General features: G+C 68.7%; 17 protein-coding genes. 8 read left to right on the forward strand and 9 right to left on the reverse strand.

What is annotated here, in order from left to right:
* The first annotated feature begins 47 nt into the window (after positions 1–47).
* The gene (locus EV643_RS34645) at positions 48–797 is read left to right on the forward strand and encodes a ParA family protein (protein WP_133804423.1); all 750 of its coding nucleotides are present in this window, start codon (positions 48–50) and stop codon (positions 795–797) included.
* A 16-nt stretch (positions 798–813) separates the two neighbouring features.
* Here the strand turns inward: EV643_RS34645 and EV643_RS34650 are convergent, their stop codons facing one another.
* Together EV643_RS34650 and EV643_RS34655 are read right to left on the reverse strand one after the other, a co-directional pair.
* Positions 814–1,785 (reverse strand): DUF4349 domain-containing protein, encoded by a 972-nt coding sequence (locus tag EV643_RS34650; RefSeq protein WP_238166006.1) that lies wholly within the window; start codon positions 1,783–1,785, stop codon positions 814–816.
* Positions 1,786–1,959: 174 nt separating this feature from the next.
* Positions 1,960–3,930 carry a DEAD/DEAH box helicase gene (locus tag EV643_RS34655; RefSeq protein WP_133804425.1) on the reverse strand — a complete coding sequence of 657 codons (1,971 nt, stop codon included), beginning with the start codon at positions 3,928–3,930 and terminating at the stop codon, positions 1,960–1,962.
* Positions 3,931–4,305: 375 nt separating this feature from the next.
* Between EV643_RS34655 and EV643_RS34660 the strand changes: the two genes are divergently transcribed.
* Positions 4,306–4,989, forward strand: coding sequence for a ferritin-like fold-containing protein (locus tag EV643_RS34660; protein WP_238166007.1), 684 nt, complete (start codon positions 4,306–4,308; stop codon positions 4,987–4,989).
* An 81-nt stretch (positions 4,990–5,070) separates the two neighbouring features.
* Here the strand turns inward: EV643_RS34660 and EV643_RS34665 are convergent, their stop codons facing one another.
* The 5 genes from EV643_RS34665 to ligD form a co-directional block, all read right to left on the reverse strand.
* Entirely contained in the window at positions 5,071–5,346 is a 276-nt protein-coding gene (locus EV643_RS34665; protein WP_202869888.1) for a GlsB/YeaQ/YmgE family stress response membrane protein, read from the reverse strand.
* A 216-nt stretch (positions 5,347–5,562) separates the two neighbouring features.
* Positions 5,563–5,790, reverse strand: coding sequence for a DUF3107 domain-containing protein (locus tag EV643_RS34670; protein WP_133804427.1), 228 nt, complete (start codon positions 5,788–5,790; stop codon positions 5,563–5,565).
* Positions 5,791–5,958: 168 nt separating this feature from the next.
* Entirely contained in the window at positions 5,959–6,588 is a 630-nt protein-coding gene (locus EV643_RS34675; protein ID WP_133804428.1) for a TetR/AcrR family transcriptional regulator, read from the reverse strand.
* Between the two features lie 122 nt (positions 6,589–6,710).
* The gene (locus EV643_RS34680) at positions 6,711–6,902 is read right to left on the reverse strand and encodes an Rv3202a family protein (protein WP_133804429.1); all 192 of its coding nucleotides are present in this window, start codon (positions 6,900–6,902) and stop codon (positions 6,711–6,713) included.
* 30 nt (positions 6,903–6,932) lie between these two features.
* Positions 6,933–7,859: a non-homologous end-joining DNA ligase gene (ligD, locus tag EV643_RS34685; protein ID WP_133804430.1), complete on the reverse strand. Its 927-nt coding sequence runs from the start codon at positions 7,857–7,859 to the stop codon at positions 6,933–6,935.
* Positions 7,860–7,900: 41 nt separating this feature from the next.
* On the opposite strand from ligD, the gene EV643_RS34690 reads away from it, so the two are divergent.
* From EV643_RS34690 to moeZ, 3 genes are all read left to right on the forward strand, one after another.
* Positions 7,901–8,818 (forward strand): alpha/beta fold hydrolase, encoded by a 918-nt coding sequence (locus tag EV643_RS34690; protein WP_133804431.1) that lies wholly within the window; start codon positions 7,901–7,903, stop codon positions 8,816–8,818.
* A gap of 235 nt (positions 8,819–9,053) precedes the next feature.
* The gene (locus EV643_RS34695) at positions 9,054–11,819 is read left to right on the forward strand and encodes a Calx-beta domain-containing protein (RefSeq protein WP_238166008.1); all 2,766 of its coding nucleotides are present in this window, start codon (positions 9,054–9,056) and stop codon (positions 11,817–11,819) included.
* 663 nt (positions 11,820–12,482) lie between these two features.
* Positions 12,483–13,673 carry an adenylyltransferase/sulfurtransferase MoeZ gene (gene moeZ / locus EV643_RS34700; RefSeq protein WP_133804433.1) on the forward strand — a complete coding sequence of 397 codons (1,191 nt, stop codon included), beginning with the start codon at positions 12,483–12,485 and terminating at the stop codon, positions 13,671–13,673.
* Between the two features lie 250 nt (positions 13,674–13,923).
* On the opposite strand, the gene EV643_RS34705 is transcribed toward moeZ, so the two are convergent.
* On the reverse strand, positions 13,924–14,739 hold the full coding sequence (locus EV643_RS34705) for a maleylpyruvate isomerase family mycothiol-dependent enzyme (protein WP_133804434.1): 816 nt from the start codon (positions 14,737–14,739) through the stop codon (positions 13,924–13,926).
* A gap of 1 nt (position 14,740) precedes the next feature.
* Entirely contained in the window at positions 14,741–15,382 is a 642-nt protein-coding gene (locus tag EV643_RS34710) for a TetR/AcrR family transcriptional regulator (RefSeq protein ID WP_166665686.1), read from the reverse strand.
* A gap of 99 nt (positions 15,383–15,481) precedes the next feature.
* Here EV643_RS34710 and EV643_RS34715 point away from each other — a divergent pair, with 99 nt between their 5' ends.
* From EV643_RS34715 to EV643_RS34725, 3 genes are all read left to right on the forward strand, one after another.
* Positions 15,482–15,748 (forward strand): DUF2277 domain-containing protein, encoded by a 267-nt coding sequence (locus EV643_RS34715; protein WP_133804436.1) that lies wholly within the window; start codon positions 15,482–15,484, stop codon positions 15,746–15,748.
* 253 nt (positions 15,749–16,001) lie between these two features.
* Positions 16,002–16,841: a TIGR03560 family F420-dependent LLM class oxidoreductase gene (locus EV643_RS34720; protein ID WP_133804437.1), complete on the forward strand. Its 840-nt coding sequence runs from the start codon at positions 16,002–16,004 to the stop codon at positions 16,839–16,841.
* Positions 16,842–16,894: 53 nt separating this feature from the next.
* Positions 16,895–17,191, forward strand: a complete 297-nt coding sequence (locus EV643_RS34725) for an MGMT family protein (RefSeq protein ID WP_133804438.1) — start codon at positions 16,895–16,897, stop codon at positions 17,189–17,191.
* Positions 17,192–17,315 lie beyond the last annotated feature (124 nt).

The following is a 17,315-nucleotide window of genomic DNA, read 5'->3' on the forward strand; positions in this document are numbered from 1 at the left end:
GAGACACCCGGATCGGCCGCTGTTCGACCGTGCGGCACAATGGCCGGGTGCCTCGCACACTAGCTGTCGCCAACCAGAAGGGCGGCGTAGCCAAGACCACCACGGTGGCCACGCTCGGCGCTGCCCTGACCGAGCTCGGCCGGCGCGTCCTGTTGGTGGACCTGGATCCGCAAGCCTGCCTCACGTTCTCGCTCGGCATCGATCCGGAGGACCTGGACAAGTCGATCCACCATGTCCTGCTCGGCGGTGTGAAGGCGCGCGACGTGCTGGTCTCCGTGGACGACGGCCCGGATCTGCTGCCCGCGACGATCGAGCTGGCCACGGCCGACCTGGAGCTGGCGCGTGAGGCCGGTCCCGAGCAGGTACTGCGAACCACACTGCGCCCGCTGGCGTCGGCGTACGACTGGATCATCGTCGATTGCCCGCCCACACTCGGGCTACTGACCGTCAACGGTCTGTCGGCGGCGTCCGACGTACTGATCCCGTTGCAGTGCGAGACCCTCGCCCATCGTGGTGTCGGTCAGTTGCTGGACACCGTCCACGATGTCCAGCGCCTGACCAACCCGGGCCTGGAGGTCCTCGGTGTCCTCCCGACCCTGTACGACGGCCGTACGACGCACGCCCGCACCGTCCTCGAGACCATCGCGGACACCTACTCGCTGACCGTCCTGGCCCCCGCGATCCCGAAGTCGATCCGCTTCGCCGAAGCCCCCGCCGTCGGCCACACCATCCTCACCACGGCCCCCTCGACGCCCGGAGCCACGGCGTACCGCGAACTGGCGACCAGCCTGGTCTAGACCTGGTCCGGCTGCTCTAGGCCTCGTCCGGCCCGTCCGGGTGCTTCGGCAGACCCGAACCGGCGGTCGCGGTTGCCGTAGCGGGCACGGGTCCCGGCGTACGGCGGAGGCGGTTGCGGAAGCGCCAGATCGGTACGCCGATCAGGGCGAACAGGATCGCGAACGGCAGCACCGCGCCGACTCCTGTCGCGAGCGCGGAGAACGTTGCGGTGAAGGCGTTCCAGCCATCCTTGAGACCGGCCACGAATCCGGTGTCGTTCTTCACCACGTCCTGCGGCACCGGCCCGTTCTTCTTGACCAGGAGGAGGTTGAGGGTGGCGAGCTCGGTCTGATCGGCGAGCGCCTTCTGCTTCGCCAGCAGCGATTCGAGATCCGCCTCCCGCCGGGTCAGCTCGGTCTCGATCGAGACGATCTCGCCGATCGTGTTCGCCTTGGCCAGCAGGGTCCGGATCCGTTCCAGGCTCGCGCGCTGCGACCCGATCCGGCTGTCCACGTCGACGACCTGCTCGGTCACGTCACTGGACTCCTGGTGGATGGCGGTCCGTACACCGAGCACCGACAACCGCTGGATCGCGGTCTCGTACGACGCGGTCGGCACCCTGAGTACCAGGTTGGCCCGGGTGATCTTGCCGTCTGCGTCGCCACCGGTGTCCTCGGAGGCGACCAGACCGCGCAGTCCGGTGACCACGGTGATCGCGGCCTGCCGTTGCTTGTCCACGTCGTCGGCCTCGACCGTGAGCGAACCGGTCTTGATGATCGCGCGGGTCACAGTCGGCTGCTGCGCGGCGCCACCTGCCCCGTCCGTACCGGGTGCTGCCTTCCCGTCGGTGGTCCCCTCTTTGGACTCCCCGCTGCCGCTGCTGTCGTTCTGTGGAGCCGCGGCGCCGGACGTACTGGCCTCGTCCCCGCCTGCACTGCAACCCGACAACACAACGGCCGCGGTCAGCAGAACCCCCGCCACCGCGGCCGTGATACGCGTCCTCGTCATCGCCACACCTTTCCCTCTCCGACCACTGTCGGACGAAGGACGGCCCACCCCGGCCCCGGTGTTGCACCCCCCGATCACCTTTCAGCCACGACCCGGCGACGAACTGATCTCGCCACTACACCCCGCACATCTCCAACCACTCAGCGCGGCATGGTTGGTGTACCGGTGTGTTTGCTACTCCGGAGCGGTGAAGGTCGGGATGGTCGGCGCGGTCCGGGGTGCGGGTGCCTTGGCCGCCGTCTTCTTGGTGGCGGTCGCTGCCTTCCTCGCCGGCTTCTTCTCGGCAGGCGCTGCCTTGGTGGCCGGCTCCTCGCTGGGTGCCGTCGCCTTGGCCGTCTTCCGCGCTCGGGTTGTCTTCTTGGCCGGCGCCTTTGCGGGAGCGTCCGCTTCGGCCGGCGCGGATTCAGTGGCGCTCGCCTCGGCCGGGGCGGTTTCCGGTGCGCTTGCCTCGGCGTCGGCCGGCTTCGGCTCCGCGGTCTTGCGGGTACGAGACCTGGTCCGCTTGGCCGGCTTGGCTTCCGCCGATCCCTCGACCTCAGCGGCCGACTCGGCCGGCTTGGCCTCCGTCGCTACCTCAACCGCAGTCGCCTCAGCCACCGGGGCGGCCTCGGTCGACCCACCAGCGGCGGTTTCGGTCGCGCCGGCGGCGGTGGTACCGGCCGCGCCAGTGGTGGATGCGTCCGCGGCTTCGCTGGTACGACGACGGCGGGTGCGTTGGCGGGGTTTGCGCTCGGTGCTCTGCGCTACCTCAGCGGCCTCGGTGGACGACTCCGGCGTCGGCGGGACCTGGGTCTTCGCCGTCACGTCGGCCTCGGACTTCTCCTCGACCTGTTCGGTTGCCTCGCCGACAACGCCCTCCAGCGACCGGCCGCTGCGGGTGCGGCGCCGGTTCCGGTTGCGCTTGCTTCGGGCCGAACGATCGCCGGCCTCCTCGCCCTCGGTCCGCCGGGCTGTCTCCTGGCCCTCGGTCCGCCGGGCCGGCTTCTCGCGCCTCGGCTTCTCCTCGCGCTCGGGTTCCCGCGCCGGCTTGATCCGGCCCTTGGCATCCGTCGGGATACCCAGATCGTGGTACAGCTCCGGCGACGTCGAGTAGATCTCCTGCGGCTCGTCGTACGGCAGATCCAGCGCCTTGTTGATCGTCTTCCAGCGGATCACGTCCGCCCAGTCGACGAAGGTGACGGCGATCCCGCTCGCCCCGGCGCGACCGGTACGGCCGATCCGGTGGATGTAGGTCTTCTCGTCCTCGGGGCAGGTGTTGTTGACGACGTGCGTGACGCCCTCGACATCGATTCCGCGCGCGGCGACGTCGGTACAGACCAGTACGTCGATCTTGTCGCCGCGGAATCGGGTCAGGGCCCGCTCCCGCGCCTGCTGGTTCAGGTCACCGTGGATCGCGGCGGCCTTGAACCCGCGGTCGGCCAGATCGTCGGTGAGCCGGGACGCCTCCCGCTTGGTCCGGCAGAAGATCATCACCCGGCCACGGTCCTCGGCCTGCAGGATCCGCGCGACCACCTCGGGCTTGTCCATATCGTGTGCCCGGTAGACGAACTGCGCGGTCGCCGGCACGATCTGGGAATCGTCGTGCGACTCGGCCCGGATGTTCAGCGGGTGCCGCATGTGCGTGCGGGCCAAGGTGATCACGGCCGACGGCATCGTTGCCGAGAACAACATCGTCTGACGCAGCTCGGGCGTCTTGCGCAGGATCCGCTCGACATCGGGCAGGAAGCCGAGATCGAGCATCTCGTCCGCCTCGTCGAGGACCAGCACCTTGATGTGGGACAGGTCGAGCACGCCACGGTTCGCCAGGTCGAGCAGCCGGCCCGGCGTACCGACAATGACGTCGACGCCCTTCTTCAGCTGGTCGAGCTGTGGCTCGTACGCCACGCCGCCGTAGATGGTCAGCACCCGCACGGTCCGGACCGTGGACGCGGTCTCCAGGTCCTTGGCGACCTGGATGGTCAGCTCGCGGGTCGGGGTGACGACCAGCGCCTGCGGCTTGCCGGGAGCGGCGAGCTCCTCGTAGTCGGGTTCGCCGGGGGAGATGGTGCGCTGCAGCAACGGAATGCCGAACCCGAGGGTCTTACCGGTTCCGGTCCGGGCCTGACCGATCAGGTCAGTGCCCATCAGCGCGATGGGGAGCGTCATTTCCTGGATCGGAAACGGCTCCACGATGCCGACGCGCTCGAGCGCGTCACAGATCTCGGGCAGTACCCCGAGCTCTCGGAAGGTGGTCAGGCTGATCGCCTCTCACATGCTGGTACGGACAGATGCACAATGGGCCGGCGCCGAGGGCATAGGGGCTGCCCTGTCTGTGAGGCGCGGGACACTGTGCAAGCGGCTCGCACCAGCTGCCCATCATGGGCGTGTCACCGGCGAAACGCCTTCCAGTGTAGCCGTAAACCATCTCGTGCTATTACGCCCCGATTTCCCACCCCTCGGACGCCCATTCCACTGCCACGTCCCAGTTGTGGTCCGTGCGCTTTCATCCGGCGGTCCCGGTGGGCCGATATGGTGCCGACCATGAGTGAGACGACGGCCTTCGATGATCCCGCCTACCGGGCCGCGGCGGTGGATCTGCTGGGCGTGCTGGCGTACGGCGAACTGACGGCGTTCGAGCGGATCGCCGAGGACGCGAAGCTCGCGCCGACCCTCAACGACAAGGCGCAGCTGGCCCAGCTGGCGACCACCGAGTTCGGCCATTTCGTCCAGCTCCGGGACCGCCTGGTCGAACTCGGCGTGGATCCGATGGACGCGATGCAGCCGTTCGTCACCCCGCTGGACGCGTTCCACGACCACACCGCGCCGTCGGACTGGCTCGAGGGTCTGGTCAAGGCGTACGTCGGGGACGGGCTGGCCAACGACTTCTATCGCGAGATCGCCTCGTTCGTGGACGCGGACACCCGGGCCCTGGTGCTCGAGGTGTTCGGCGACTCCGGCCAGGCCGAGTTCGTCGTCGACCGGGTCCGCGCCGCGATCGAGGAGGACCCCAAACTCGGCGGCCGGCTGGCGCTGTGGGGTCGCCGCCTGGTCGGTGAGGCCCTCAGCCAGGCCCAGCGCATCGCCGCCGACCGCGACTCCCTGGCCGCTCTGCTGGCCGGCTCCGTCGACCGCCCCGGCCTCGATCTGGCCGCCATCGGCCGCATGCTCACCCGCCTCACCGAAGCCCACACCGCCCGAATGACCGCCCTGGGCCTCCAGCCCTGACCCCACCGCCTGGGCGAAGGCCCCGGTACGCCGAGCGGCCGCCTGCCCGGGATCGGGTGGCGGCCGCTGTATTGGGGGTGGTCAGGCTGCTGTCTTCGAGCCTTTTCGGGACGAGATGATGGCGACGACGACGGCCGCGCAGGCGATCTGGATCAGGTACTGGATCCAGTCCGGGCCGCTGGTGTCCTTGACACCGAGGGCCTTGGCGATCAGACCACCGGCGAAGGCGCCGATACCGCCGCCCAGGATGGTCCAGCCGAGGCTGATGTTCTGCTTGCCCGGCAGCACCAGACGGGCCAGTGGCCCGAAGATGACTCCGGCGATGAGACTGACGATGAGCATCCAGACCCAGTACACGGTTCCTCCTCCGAAGGATGGACGACCTGCGCCGGTCAAGTGCCCCGTGCTAAACCGGCCGGCTACCCGTGCCGAAGAAGCAGACCACCTGCACGCAGGTCTCACCCCTCATCGTGCCCGCTTCGTCGCCCTTGGCAACCTGGACACGCGGACCCGTGTCCGGACCGATGCCGAATCAGGGCGTATCGACAGACACGCCCTGGGCCCGGACCGGCCTCAGATCGCGCCGAAGCCGACCTTGCGGATCGACACCTCGCCGATCTCGACGTACGCGAGCCGATCGGCCGGGACGATGATCCGGCGGCCCTTCTCGTCCGTCAGCTGCAACAGGTTGGTCTTGCCGGCGAGCGCCGCGGCCACGGTCGCTTCGACCTCTTCCGGGGTCTGCTCGCTCTCCAGCACCAACTCACGATTGGCGTGCTGCACGCCGATCTTGACCTCCACGAAACCCTCCGGGGCACGCTCCTACCAGCGGCTCTCGCCGGTACCGCTTCGAGCCTATCCGCTACCGGCCCCCAGCCCGCACCCGTCCGCCAAGAGCAGAACCTCGCGCGCCTTCCCCGTACTACGTCCCGCCGGCTGCGCCCCTCCACGCCCTGCCGGGGCACGGGGTCAGGTGTCGGTTCGGGGAAAGCCTCGGATGCCTCGCCAGGCGAGGCTGGCTACCAGCTCGGCGGCTTGGTCCTGGTTGGTGGTGCCGTCGCCGGCCGCGAGCCAGTAGCGAGCGCTGACCTGGGCCATGCCGACCAGGCTGACGGCCAGGACCATCGACTGTTCCTTGCTGAGACCGGCGTCGGCGCTGATCACCTCGGAGACGGCCTCGGCGCACGCGTGCGTCACCCGGTCCACCCGCTCGCGGACGGCAGGCTCGTTGGTCAGGTCGGACTCGAACACCAGCCGGAAAGCGCCCTGGGCGTTCGCCACATAGTCGTAGAAGGCGTGAATCGTCGCTGCGACGCGTAGCTTGTTGTCCTCGGTGGAGCGCAGCGCCTCGCGCACAGAGGCGATGATCGCGTCGCAGGAGGTGTCCAGCAGCGCCAGGTAGAGGTCGAGCTTGCCCGGGAAGTGCTGGTACAGCACCGGCTTGGAGACGCCGGCCCGGTCGGCGATGTCGTCCATCGCGGCGGCGTGGTAGCCGTTCGCGACGAAGACTTCCTGGGCCGCCTCGAGCAGCTGCGCGCGACGGGCCAGTCGCGGCAGGCGGCTGCCGCGTTTCGGTGCGGTCTCCGGTGTCGTCGACACGTCGGCTCCTTCGCTGGTGCGGCACCGACGGCTCGCGCCGACGGCGGTATACCGGCGAATCCTACCCAGCGGTGTGTCTCGCCAGTAGCTTGCTACCACCCCTTGGCGCTCCGGGGACCTGATTACTGGTAGTCGTCCTCGTCATCAAGGCGTACCGAGCGGCGTTGGTCGACCACGTCGGCCGGGTTGGCCTCCTGGGGTACGTCGCTGTCGAGGTCGTCGTCCTCGTCATCCAGGGCGGCCGGTGACTGGGATTGGGCCAGGACGTCCGCCTCCGGAGCGTCCAGGGGTACCTCGATACCGGGCTCGGTCATGTCCGTCTCCTCTCCGCGAATCGGTCCTGCTCACGACGGTAGCGGCCGCGGGTCGTCGTACAAGCCCGCGAGCACATCGCCGTACTCCTCGACCCGCGCCAGTACATCGTGCGGCAGGAACGTCAGCTCCCGAGTGTCTGTGGCCGCGGCGACCTCGTCCCAGTCGATTGGCGTCGACACCCGGGGTTCGTCGGACCCGCGCAGCGAGTACGGCGCGAGCGTGGTCTTGGCGCTGGCGTTCTGGCTCCAGTCGATGAACACCTTGCCCGGCCGGAGCGCCTTCGTCATATTCGCGGTGACGTTCTCGGGCAGGGCCTCGGCCAGTTGTTCCGCGAGCATCTTGGCGAACGCCGAGGTGGACCTGGACGACGCGGGCTCGATCGGCACGTACAGGTGCATCCCCTTGTTCCCCGACGTCTTCGGCCAGCCCTCCAGCCCGTAGTGGCTCAACAGCTCCCGCAGTGCGAGCGCGACGTCGCAGCACTCGACGATCGTGGCCCCTGGCCCCGGGTCGAGGTCGAACACGATCAGATCGGCCTGCGGGTCCTTGCCGTCGTCGGACAGCCCGATCCGCCACTGCGGCACGTGCAGTTCCAGTGCCGCCAGGTTCGCGAGCCACACGACGGTCGGGATGTCGTCCGCCACGACGAAGTCGGCCTCGTCCCGCCCGGTCGAGCTCCCGGGGGTCGGCAGGGTCACGGTGCGCACCCACTTCGGCGTACCGCGGGGTGCGTTCTTCTCGAAGAAGTACGCCGCGCCGGTGCCGTCGGGCCAGCGCTTCCGGGTCAGGGGACGGTCGGAGAGGTGTGGGAGCAGCAGGGGAGCGATCTGGTGGTAGTAGTCGATCACCTCGGCCTTGGTGAAGCCCGTCTGTGGGTACAGGACCTTGCCGAGGTTGGTGAGCTTCATCGTCTGCCCGTCGACCTCGGTGGTCAGTTGCGTTTCTCCGGCCGCCATAGTCCCCAGTGTCCAGTGTCAGGGCGCTCTAACATTGCTTTGTGGAGAGTTACGGGGCGGTAACCGGCATTTCGGTGCCGTTGGGCGCACAGCAGTGGCCGGCGCGGACAGTGCCGGTCGCCGGTGTTGACCTGCTGGTCAGGGAACTTCCGGGGGCTCCGGCGGATCTCCCACCCGCGCTGTTCGTGCACGGGCTCGGCGGGTCGTCGCTGAACTGGACGGCGTTGGGTCTGCTGCTCAACGACACCATCCGCGGGATCGCACCCGATCTCCCGGGCTTCGGCCGTACGCCGCACGTCGGCCGCGCGGGAATCGCCGAACAAGCCGATGTCCTGGAAGAACTGATGGACCGGGAGCTGGACGGCAAGGCGCTGCACTTGTTCGGCAACTCCATGGGCGGTGCGGCCGCAGTGGCTCTTGCAGCGCGACGCCCCGAGCAGGTGCTGTCGCTGACACTGGTCTCCCCGGCGCTGCCGCATCCACGTGCGTCGGCCAGTGCGCTGTGGTTCGCCGCGCTGGCGACTCCACGGCTCGGCAAGGTCGTGCTGGAGCGAACCAAGCGGATGCCGTTCGAGCGGCGGTTCCAGGCGTCGCTCGCGATGGTGTTCGGCGATCCACGTGCGCTGCCGCCCGAGGTACGGCAGGCGTACGAGGATGAGTTGCACCGGCGGGACACGCAGCCGTGGGGGACACAGGCCATGCTCGACGGGGCGCGCAGCCTGTTGTTGTCGTCACTGGCACGGCCGAGGCGGTCTCTGTGGGCCGACGCAGCGCAGCTCACCTGTCCGGTGCTGCTGATCTACGGCGGCCGGGACCGGCTGGTCGACGCGAGGATCCGGACCAAGGCGCAGCGCACCTTCCCGAACGCGCGACTGCTCTACCTCCCCACCTCCGGCCACGTCGCCCAGATGGAACACCCCCACGAGGTCGCCCTAGCCTTCCGCCAGCTGATCGCATAACCGGGCGCCCCCGGTTGGCGGCGTTGGAAGCACCGGTGCGTACCCCACTCGTATCGGCGGCGCGACATACCTCGGTACGGGTCCGCGAAGAGCCCGTCATCCTCTGGGATGATCTCCGCACCCGATCCGCTGACGAGGGCAACTTTCCGCCGGACCACGACGTCGGACGGTTGCTCTGTTCGCCGACGAAAGGACACTCGTGCGGATCATCGGCAGAATCACACTGTCGCTGGGGATGGTCGCACTACTGGGGTCGGGTCTGACCGCGCCGGCCGCGTTCGCCGCCCCGCCGCCACCAGTTGCCCAAGGCAAGAACTGGATCACCGAACCGGTTGCCGGCGGCTACCGAATCACTCTCCGGCTGGACGCGCCGGCGCCACTACGCGACGCCCTCCCGCTGCTCTCGGTGGACGGCGAGACCATCGGCGTCGCCCGCCAATCGGCCGACCGCCGCACCGTCTCCCTGATCACCAAGGACCCGTCCGTACTACGCGCACGCGACGTGCGGCTGGTGTGGTCGGGCGAACCCGCCGAAGGGCGCAAGCGGTCCAGGGAGGGCGCGGGCCCGACTGATTCGTATTGGCTCAAGGCACTGCGTGGTCCCGCGCTCGCCGAGGACCCGGCGACCCCCGGCAGGTACCAGGTCGCGACGTCGGAGTACAACCTCGGCGACGAAGCCGTGTACCTCCCCGGGCTCGGGCACAAGTCCGAGGTCCGCGGCAAGGTCTACACGCCGCGCGGCGCGTTCGGGCCCCGTCCGCTTGTGGTCTTCCTGCACGGCCGTCACCAGGTCTGCTACGGCGACGAGGACAACCCGTCGGAAGTCCCGTGGCCTTGTGGCGGTAAGTCGAAGGCAGTGCCGAGCTACCGGGGGTACGACGGTCCCGCACAGGCGCTGGCCAGTCACGGCTACCAGGTGGTGTCGATCAGCGCGAACGCGATCAACGGATGGGACAGCGACGCATTCGACGCAGGTGCTCAGGCCCGCGCCGAACTGGTGCTGCACCACCTCGACCTGTGGCGGAAGTGGTCGACGATCGGCGGCGGCCCGTTCGGTTCGCAGTACGTCGGCAAGGTCGACCTCGGCAACGTCGGACTGATGGGACACTCGCGTGGTGGTGAGGGTGTCGCCCGCGCGGCCGTGCTCAACACAGACCGGGGCGGCCGATACGGCATCCGCGCTGTCCTTCCACTGGCGCCGACCGACTTCGCCCGTGCGACAGTGCCCGGAGTGGCGATGAGCGTGCTGCTGCCGTACTGCGACGGCGACGTGTCCGATCTGCAGGGGCAGAAGTTCTACGACGACACGCGGTACTCGGTGACCGGTGACAGTGCGCCGCGCTCGACCGTCACGGTGCTCGGGGCCAACCACAACTTCTTCAACACCGAGTGGACTCCAGGGCAGTCGGTGGCGCCGTCCAACGATGACTGGTGGGGTGAGGAGAAGACGTCGCCGTGCGGCGCGAAGTACGCGGGCCGGTTGACCGCGAAGGAACAGCAGGCGGTCGGAGCGGCGTACATCGCGGGGTTCTTCCGTCTTCAGCTCGGGCACGAGGCGAAGTTCCTGCCGTTGTTCGACGGGTCGGATACGAGGGCGACCTCGGCCGGGCGCGCCGTCGTACGGGTGGTTGCACAGGCGCCGGCTGGTGATCGGCGGGACGTGTTCCGGTTCGACCAGGCACTGCCGGCCGGTGCGGTCAGTGGGAGTGCGAAGGCGGCCGTGTGTGCGGGGGTGCGTGTGCCGCAGGCGCCCGCGGGCGTTGTCCGATCGCGGCGTCCGGCGGCAGATCGCGGCGCAGGACGGCAGGCGGCTGGTCCGTGCGTGACGAATGACGACAGCAGCCAGTCGCCGCACTGGGTCGAGGCGTGGTTCGCGGCGCGGACCCCGACGACCGCAGTCACCAAGCTGACCTGGACGGGCAAGAGCGGCGTTGTCCGGATTGTGGTGCCGGCGGCGCAACGTGATGTCCGGCGGTACTCCGCGCTGACGTTCCGGGCGGCTCCGGATCCGACGAGTGCGGCGCGGACCGACCTGAGCATGCGGGTAGTCGACGGTCGCGGGCGGGCCGTGTCCGTACCGGTGTCTAGTCTCGGTGACGCCCTGGTCCGGTTGCCGGGCGCGAACGACAGCGGTCTGCCGAAGAACCTGCTCAGGACCGTACGGATCCCGGCTGCTTCCTTGAAGGGGATCGATCTGCGGGATGTCCGGGCGATCGAGCTGCGGACGGATCGGGCTTCGAGCGGGTCGGTGTTCGTGAGCGATCTGGCGTTCTCGCGGCCCGGGCTCGGGTGGTCGGGGCCGGCCCGGTTGCTGCCGCGGTTGTCCGCGTCCGACGTGAAGACGCAGGAGGGCAACAGCGGGGTGAAGAACCTCGACTTCTGGGTGTCGATGTCGCGGCCGAGCATCCGTCCGGTCACGGTGTACGCCGAGACCAGCGGCGGTGAGTTCGGCGACGTCATCGGGGATGTGGCGCGGCAGTTGGTGTTCAAGCCCGGGCAGACGCGGCAGAAGGTGACCGTGCCGATCAAGGCGAACACCCGGGACGGGGACGACCTACCGTTCAACCTGGTGCTGTCCGCGCCGCGGGACGGGTTGCTGGCCGACTCGTTCGGGTCCGGTCTGGTGCTCGACGACGATCCGACGCCGACGGTTTCGTTCGGGTCTGCGTCGGTGGTGGAGAAGAACGGGTTCATCGAGTTCCCGATCCGGTTGTCGGCGCCGAGTGATCGGTACGTGTCGGTCAGCGGTCTGCTGAAGGACGGGACGGCGGTGATCCGGAAGGACTACCGCAGCGTGTACGACGATGGGTCGAACCCGGCGGACCGTGCTTTTGACGGGTACCTCGAACCGGGGCAGACGACAGGCGTCGTCCAGGTCCAGGTGGTCGACGACAAGGTCAAGGAACCCACCGAGACCTTCACAGCGACGGCCACCACAGTCGACGGCGCCACCCTCACCGGCCCCAAAACCGCGACCGGCACCATCCGCGACAACGACTGACGCAGCCCCGTACTACGGCCCGCCGGCGGGCTCGTAGCGGCCGGCGGGCTGCACTGGGGACCTCGACCACCAAGGCGGGACCTCGGACAAGGTATTCCCTGTCCGGGGTCCCCGCTCCCTGTCCGGGGTCCCCGCTCCCTGTCCGGGGTCCCCGCTCCCTGTCCGGGGTCCCCGCTCCCTGTCCGGGGTCCCGGTTCCGGTTCCGTGTCCGGGGTCCCGGTTCCGTGTCCGGGGTCCCGGTTCCGGTTCCGTGTCCGGGGTCCCGGTTCCGTGTCCGGGGTCCCGGTTCCGTGTCCGGGGTCCTGGTTCCGTGTCCGGGGTCCTGGTTCCGTGTCCGGGGTCCCGGTTCCGTGTCCGGGGTCCCGACCCGCCGGGAGCCGTGGAGCCAGCCGGATCCCGCCCGTCGGGACTGTGAACAACAACGCGGGACCTCGGACAGGGTGATTACCTGTCCGAGGTCCCGCCTTGTGGTCCGAGGTCCCGCTTTCCGGTGGGAGGATTCGGGTGCACCTTGAGCGTGGGGAAACCGGCTGGGTGTGAGACGGGTGTCCCGGGATCCGGACGCGGCGGGCCTGGGCTGGGGTGGTGCGGGAACATGGACGAGGGAACGATGGTTGAAAACCGGAGATCCCCCGCAATTTCCCGCTGACGAGGAGCCGACAAGTGTCATTGCCCCCGCTGGTCGAACCGGCCGACGAGCTGACCATCGACGAGGTCCGCCGGTATTCGCGGCACCTGATCATCCCCGAGGTCGGGATGGCCGGCCAGAAGCGGCTGAAGAACGCCAAGGTGCTGGTGATCGGCGCCGGCGGTCTCGGCAGCCCCGCGCTGCTCTACCTGGCCGCGGCCGGCGTCGGCACCCTCGGCATCGTCGAGTTCGACACCGTCGACGAGTCGAACCTGCAGCGCCAGATCATCCATGGTCAGTCCGACGTCGGGAAGTCCAAGGCGCAGTCGGCCAAGGACTCCATTCTCGAGACCAACCCGAACACGAACGTCGTCCTGCACGAGACCCGGCTGGACAACGACAACGTCTTCGAGATCTTCGAGCAGTACGACCTGATCGTCGACGGCACCGACAACTTCGCCACCCGGTACCTGGTGAACGACGCGGCGGTGCTGCTCGGCAAGCCGTACGTGTGGGGCTCGATCTTCCGGTTCGACGGCCAGGTCAGCGTGTTCTGGGCCGAGCACGGACCGTGTTACCGCTGCCTGTACCCCGAGCCGCCGCCGCCCGGCATGGTCCCGTCCTGCGCCGAAGGTGGCGTGCTCGGCGTGCTCTGCGCGTCGGTCGGCGCCGCCCAGGTGACCGAGGCGATCAAGCTGCTCACCGGTATCGGCGACCCGTCGCTCGGCCGGCTGAACATCTACGAGGCGCTCGACCTGAACTGGCGCGCCCTGAAGGTTCGCAAGGACCCGAACTGCGCGATCTGCGGCGAGAACCCGACCGTCACCGAGCTGATCGACTACGAGGACTTCTGCGGCGCGATCACCGAGGAGGCGGCCGACGCGGCGGTGGGTTCGACCATCTCGGTGAAGCAGCTGAGTGAGTGGATCAAGCTCAAGGACAACGGCGAGAAGGACTTCCTGCTGATCGACGTCCGCGAGCCGAACGAGTACGAGATCAACCGCATCCCCGGCGCGGTGCTGATCCCCAAGGCCGACTTCCAGACCGGTGTCGCGCTGGAGAAGCTCCCGCAGGACAAGCAACTCATCTTCCACTGCAAGTCGGGCGTCCGTTCGGCCGAGGTGCTCGCCATCGCCAAGGGTGCCGGCTTCTCCGACGCCGTGCACGTGGGCGGCGGCGTAGTCGCCTGGGTAGACCAAATCGACCCCAGCCAGCCGTCCTACTAGCCCGACCGACAGACCCCGTACGCCAACGCTCCCGCTGGACCCATCCGTGGATCCAGCGGGAGCGTCACGTCGTGCCGCCAGGCGTATCTCCACCACTCAGTAACCTCGGCCGGGGCGGACGCCCAGCCCATCACAATGCGATCTGGCAGGCCGTCCTGAGCGTGGGCGAGCGTGCGATGGACCGATTGTGATGGGCTGGCCGTCCGCATCAACCGCGCTTGATGAGTGGTGCAGATACGGGTGGGCGGGATCAGAACGGCATTCGGCATCCTGCGACCGCGTCGACCCCGGCTGGATCGCCCGAGACGAGCTCGACTGCCGGGTGGTCGTCGCGGCCGGACACGGTTCGCATGTAGCCGACAGCGTCGGTCCGCAGCGTCGCGACTGGTTCGCCTGATCCGAGGTGGTAGATCCCGCCACCCTGCCCGGTGAGTTCGAGGACCACGGTCGGTCGTGCGCCCCAGAACGGTCCATCCACGAGATCGAGCATGACCTGGGCGACCACCTCCTCGGCGTACGGGCCGGCGTCGAACTCGCGGCCCAGCGCCTGGCACACGTCGTCGCGGTGCATCCACAAGTCGCGCGCGAGCAGGATGTCCTGGACGTAGCCGAGCTCGATCCTCTCGAACCCCGGGATCCCGTCCACCTTGAACTGGATCCGCCGGATCAGCCCCGGATTGCGGGAGATGATCCGCGACGCCTTCGCCCACAATCGGTCGAAGCGCGCCCGCAGCTCGGCAGGCGGCGTACCGCGATGATCGTCGGCCTGCACCATCATGTGCGCATCGAGCAGCACGACATCCGGGTAGACCCGCTTGGCGCGCCGGTCCCGGAGTGGGAACGACCAAGGCCGGATCACGTCCTCAGCCTGCCCGCACAGGTGCCCCGCGATGTCGGCGACGTCCCACTCGTCGCAGACCGTCCGGCGATGCCAGTCGTCGCCGTCGAGTGATGCGAGCAGGTCGTGCCAGGCCTGGATCTCGGCGTCGCGGTGCAGTCTGCAGCGCGACCGATCGGCCCGGGCGATCTCCCGGGCAAGTACTGCGGTCATCTCTTCCGCCCCCATTTCATCTCTTCCCCCTTGTTGGTGCGTATCGCTGGTGAAACATCTCCAGTACGACGGGCAGCAGTCGCGTGAACCGTCCGTCCTCGAACGCTGCGTCCGGCTCGTTGGCCAACTGCTGCGACATCACGCCCGCCGTGATCGACGTGTAGAGCGCGACGCCTTCCTCGGTCGCGGCGTCCGGGTGAAGCCGACCGGCGTCCACGGCCGCCTGCAAGTGATCGCGCAGATCCTGCAGGGATTCCTGGGCCGGTGCGAACGCCTCCGGACTCGGTTCGAACCCCGGCACGGTCCGCCAGAACAACAGCTGCGAGTACACGGGATTCGCCATGCACCAGCGGCTGAACGCGGTCAAGTTGATCAGGCCCTGCTCCAGTACGTCGTCCGTGGTCGCGGTCCGCTCGGCCTCCCGGCGTACGTCGCGGAACTGCTCCGCGCCGCGTTGGAACAGGGCGTCGTAGATCGCCATCTTCGACGGGAAGTACTGGTAGAGCGACGGCGGCTGCATCCCGACCTTCCGCGCGACCGCCGACAAACTCAACGCGGCAACCCCCTCGCTCGCCATCAGTTCGACAGCCACGTCGAGGATCTCGTCAATCGTCTGCTGCCGCCGCTTACCCCGACGATCCACCGCTGCTGTGCTCACCCCCTGAGGAAAACCTAATACCATTAGGAAAGTCAATACCTCGTAGTCTCTGTTGTGGGTCGTGTGGGTTGTCCCCGGGGACGCGTACCGTCTTCTGGTATGTGCCGAAACATCACCGTTCTCCGCGGCCTGGAGCCGGCCGCGACTTCTGAAGAGATCTACGCCGCCGCCCTGCAGTACGTGCGCAAGGTGAGCGGTGTGGGGTCCCTGAGCGCGACCACCCGCGAGCCGATCGAACGGGCCGCCGCCGAGGTCGCCAAGATCACCGAGGCCCTGCTCGAGGAACTCCCCGAACGCCGCGTCCCCCCGCAGAAGGTCCCACCGCTGCGCCGCCCCGAAGTAAGAGCCCGCCTCGGCCTCGACTGACGCCCAGCCGGCGCCGCGTCCGCACAGCCCTCCCCCTGCTATCCAGCTCCGGCGCACCCGGTTGGGCGGATTGGCGAGGTTGGTGGTCTGACCCGGAGCGGGTTGGTGGGGTGGTGGTACGGGGCGTGCGTTCGTGGGTGCTGGGGCGCGGGCGAGGGATCGGCGGTGCGCGGGCGTGGTGGAGGATCGCGAGCGGTGTCGGGTTAGAGGAGGGGGTAGGTTGCGGGGAAACCCTTTACCCGGGAGGCGTGCGATGCGGTTTGCGATCAAGACCAGGCCGGAACACACCACGTGGCAGCAGATGAGGGAAATGTGGGTCGCGGCGGACGAGTTCGAGATCTTCGAGTCGGCCTGGCACTGGGACCACTTCTACCCGTTGAGCGGCGACATGGCGGGTCCGAACCTCGAGGCATGGACGACGCTGGCCGCGCTGGCACAGGCGACGCGGCGGATCCGGGTCGGGTGCCAGGTGACCGGGATGATCTACCGGCATCCGGCGGTGCTGGCGAACATGGCCGCGACCACCGACGTCATCTCCGGCGGCCGGCTCGAGCTTGGTGTGGGCGCGGGCTGGAATCAGCTGGAGTGCGACGCGTACGGCATCGAGTTGCCGCCGCTGAAGGAACGCTTCGACCGGTTCGACGAGGGCGTGCAGGCGATGATCGCGCTGCTCACCGAGAAGGTCGCGAACTTCGACGGGCAGTATGTGAAACTCACCGACGCGTACTGCGAACCGAAGGCCGTCCAGACCCCGCATCCCCCGATCACCATCGGCGGCAAGGGCCCGAAGCGCACGCTGCGATCCGTCGCCCGCTGGGCCCAGCAGTGGAACGTGATCGTCCCGGGCCCGGCGGAGTGGAAGCCGCTCAAGGACATCCTGGTCCAGCACTGCGAGGACGTCGGCCGCGATCCCGCTGAGATCACGTGTTCGGTCAACGTCCGGATCGACCCGGACCAGCCCCTCGACAGGGCCGTCGCCGACGCCGCGGCGTACGGAGAAGCCGGCGTCGACCTGGTCATCATGAACCTCCCCCTGGACGCGTCCCCCTCCGTCCTGGAACCCCTCGCCAAGTCCCTCGCCTCCCTCACCTGACCCCAACACCGGCCCGAACTTTCCGCGAAGAAGTCAGCGGCTAGCGTTGGCGTGTGGATCGGGAGGAGTATGTCGAGGCTGTGCTTCGGGCGGTCGAGTCGATTCCGGAGGGGCGCGTCTCGACGTACGGGGACATCGCGGCGTATGTCGGGCAGGGCGGGCCGCGGCAGGTCGGGGCGGTGATGCGCGAGTACGGCGGCGGGGTGCCGTGGTGGCGAGTCATCCGGGCCAGTGGGGTGCCGGCTGACGAGGTGGGCGACGAGCAGCTGCAACTCCTGCGTGGCGACGGTGTGCGGATCACCGACGGCAAAGTCAACCTTCGCGCCGTGCGCTGGGATCCCGACGAGTAGCGACGATCTGCCCGTCCCTCAGACAGCGTCCGGATTGCGGGTAGAACCGGGGGTTGCGGCGGGTGCGGCGGGGGATTGTCGGTGGGGTCTGATGGGATGAGGCGGTGGTCAGCAGAACAGGGTC

Origin of the sequence: Kribbella caucasensis, assembly GCF_004361855.1 — a bacterium.
GTDB classification, from domain to species: domain Bacteria; phylum Actinomycetota; class Actinomycetes; order Propionibacteriales; family Kribbellaceae; genus Kribbella; species Kribbella caucasensis.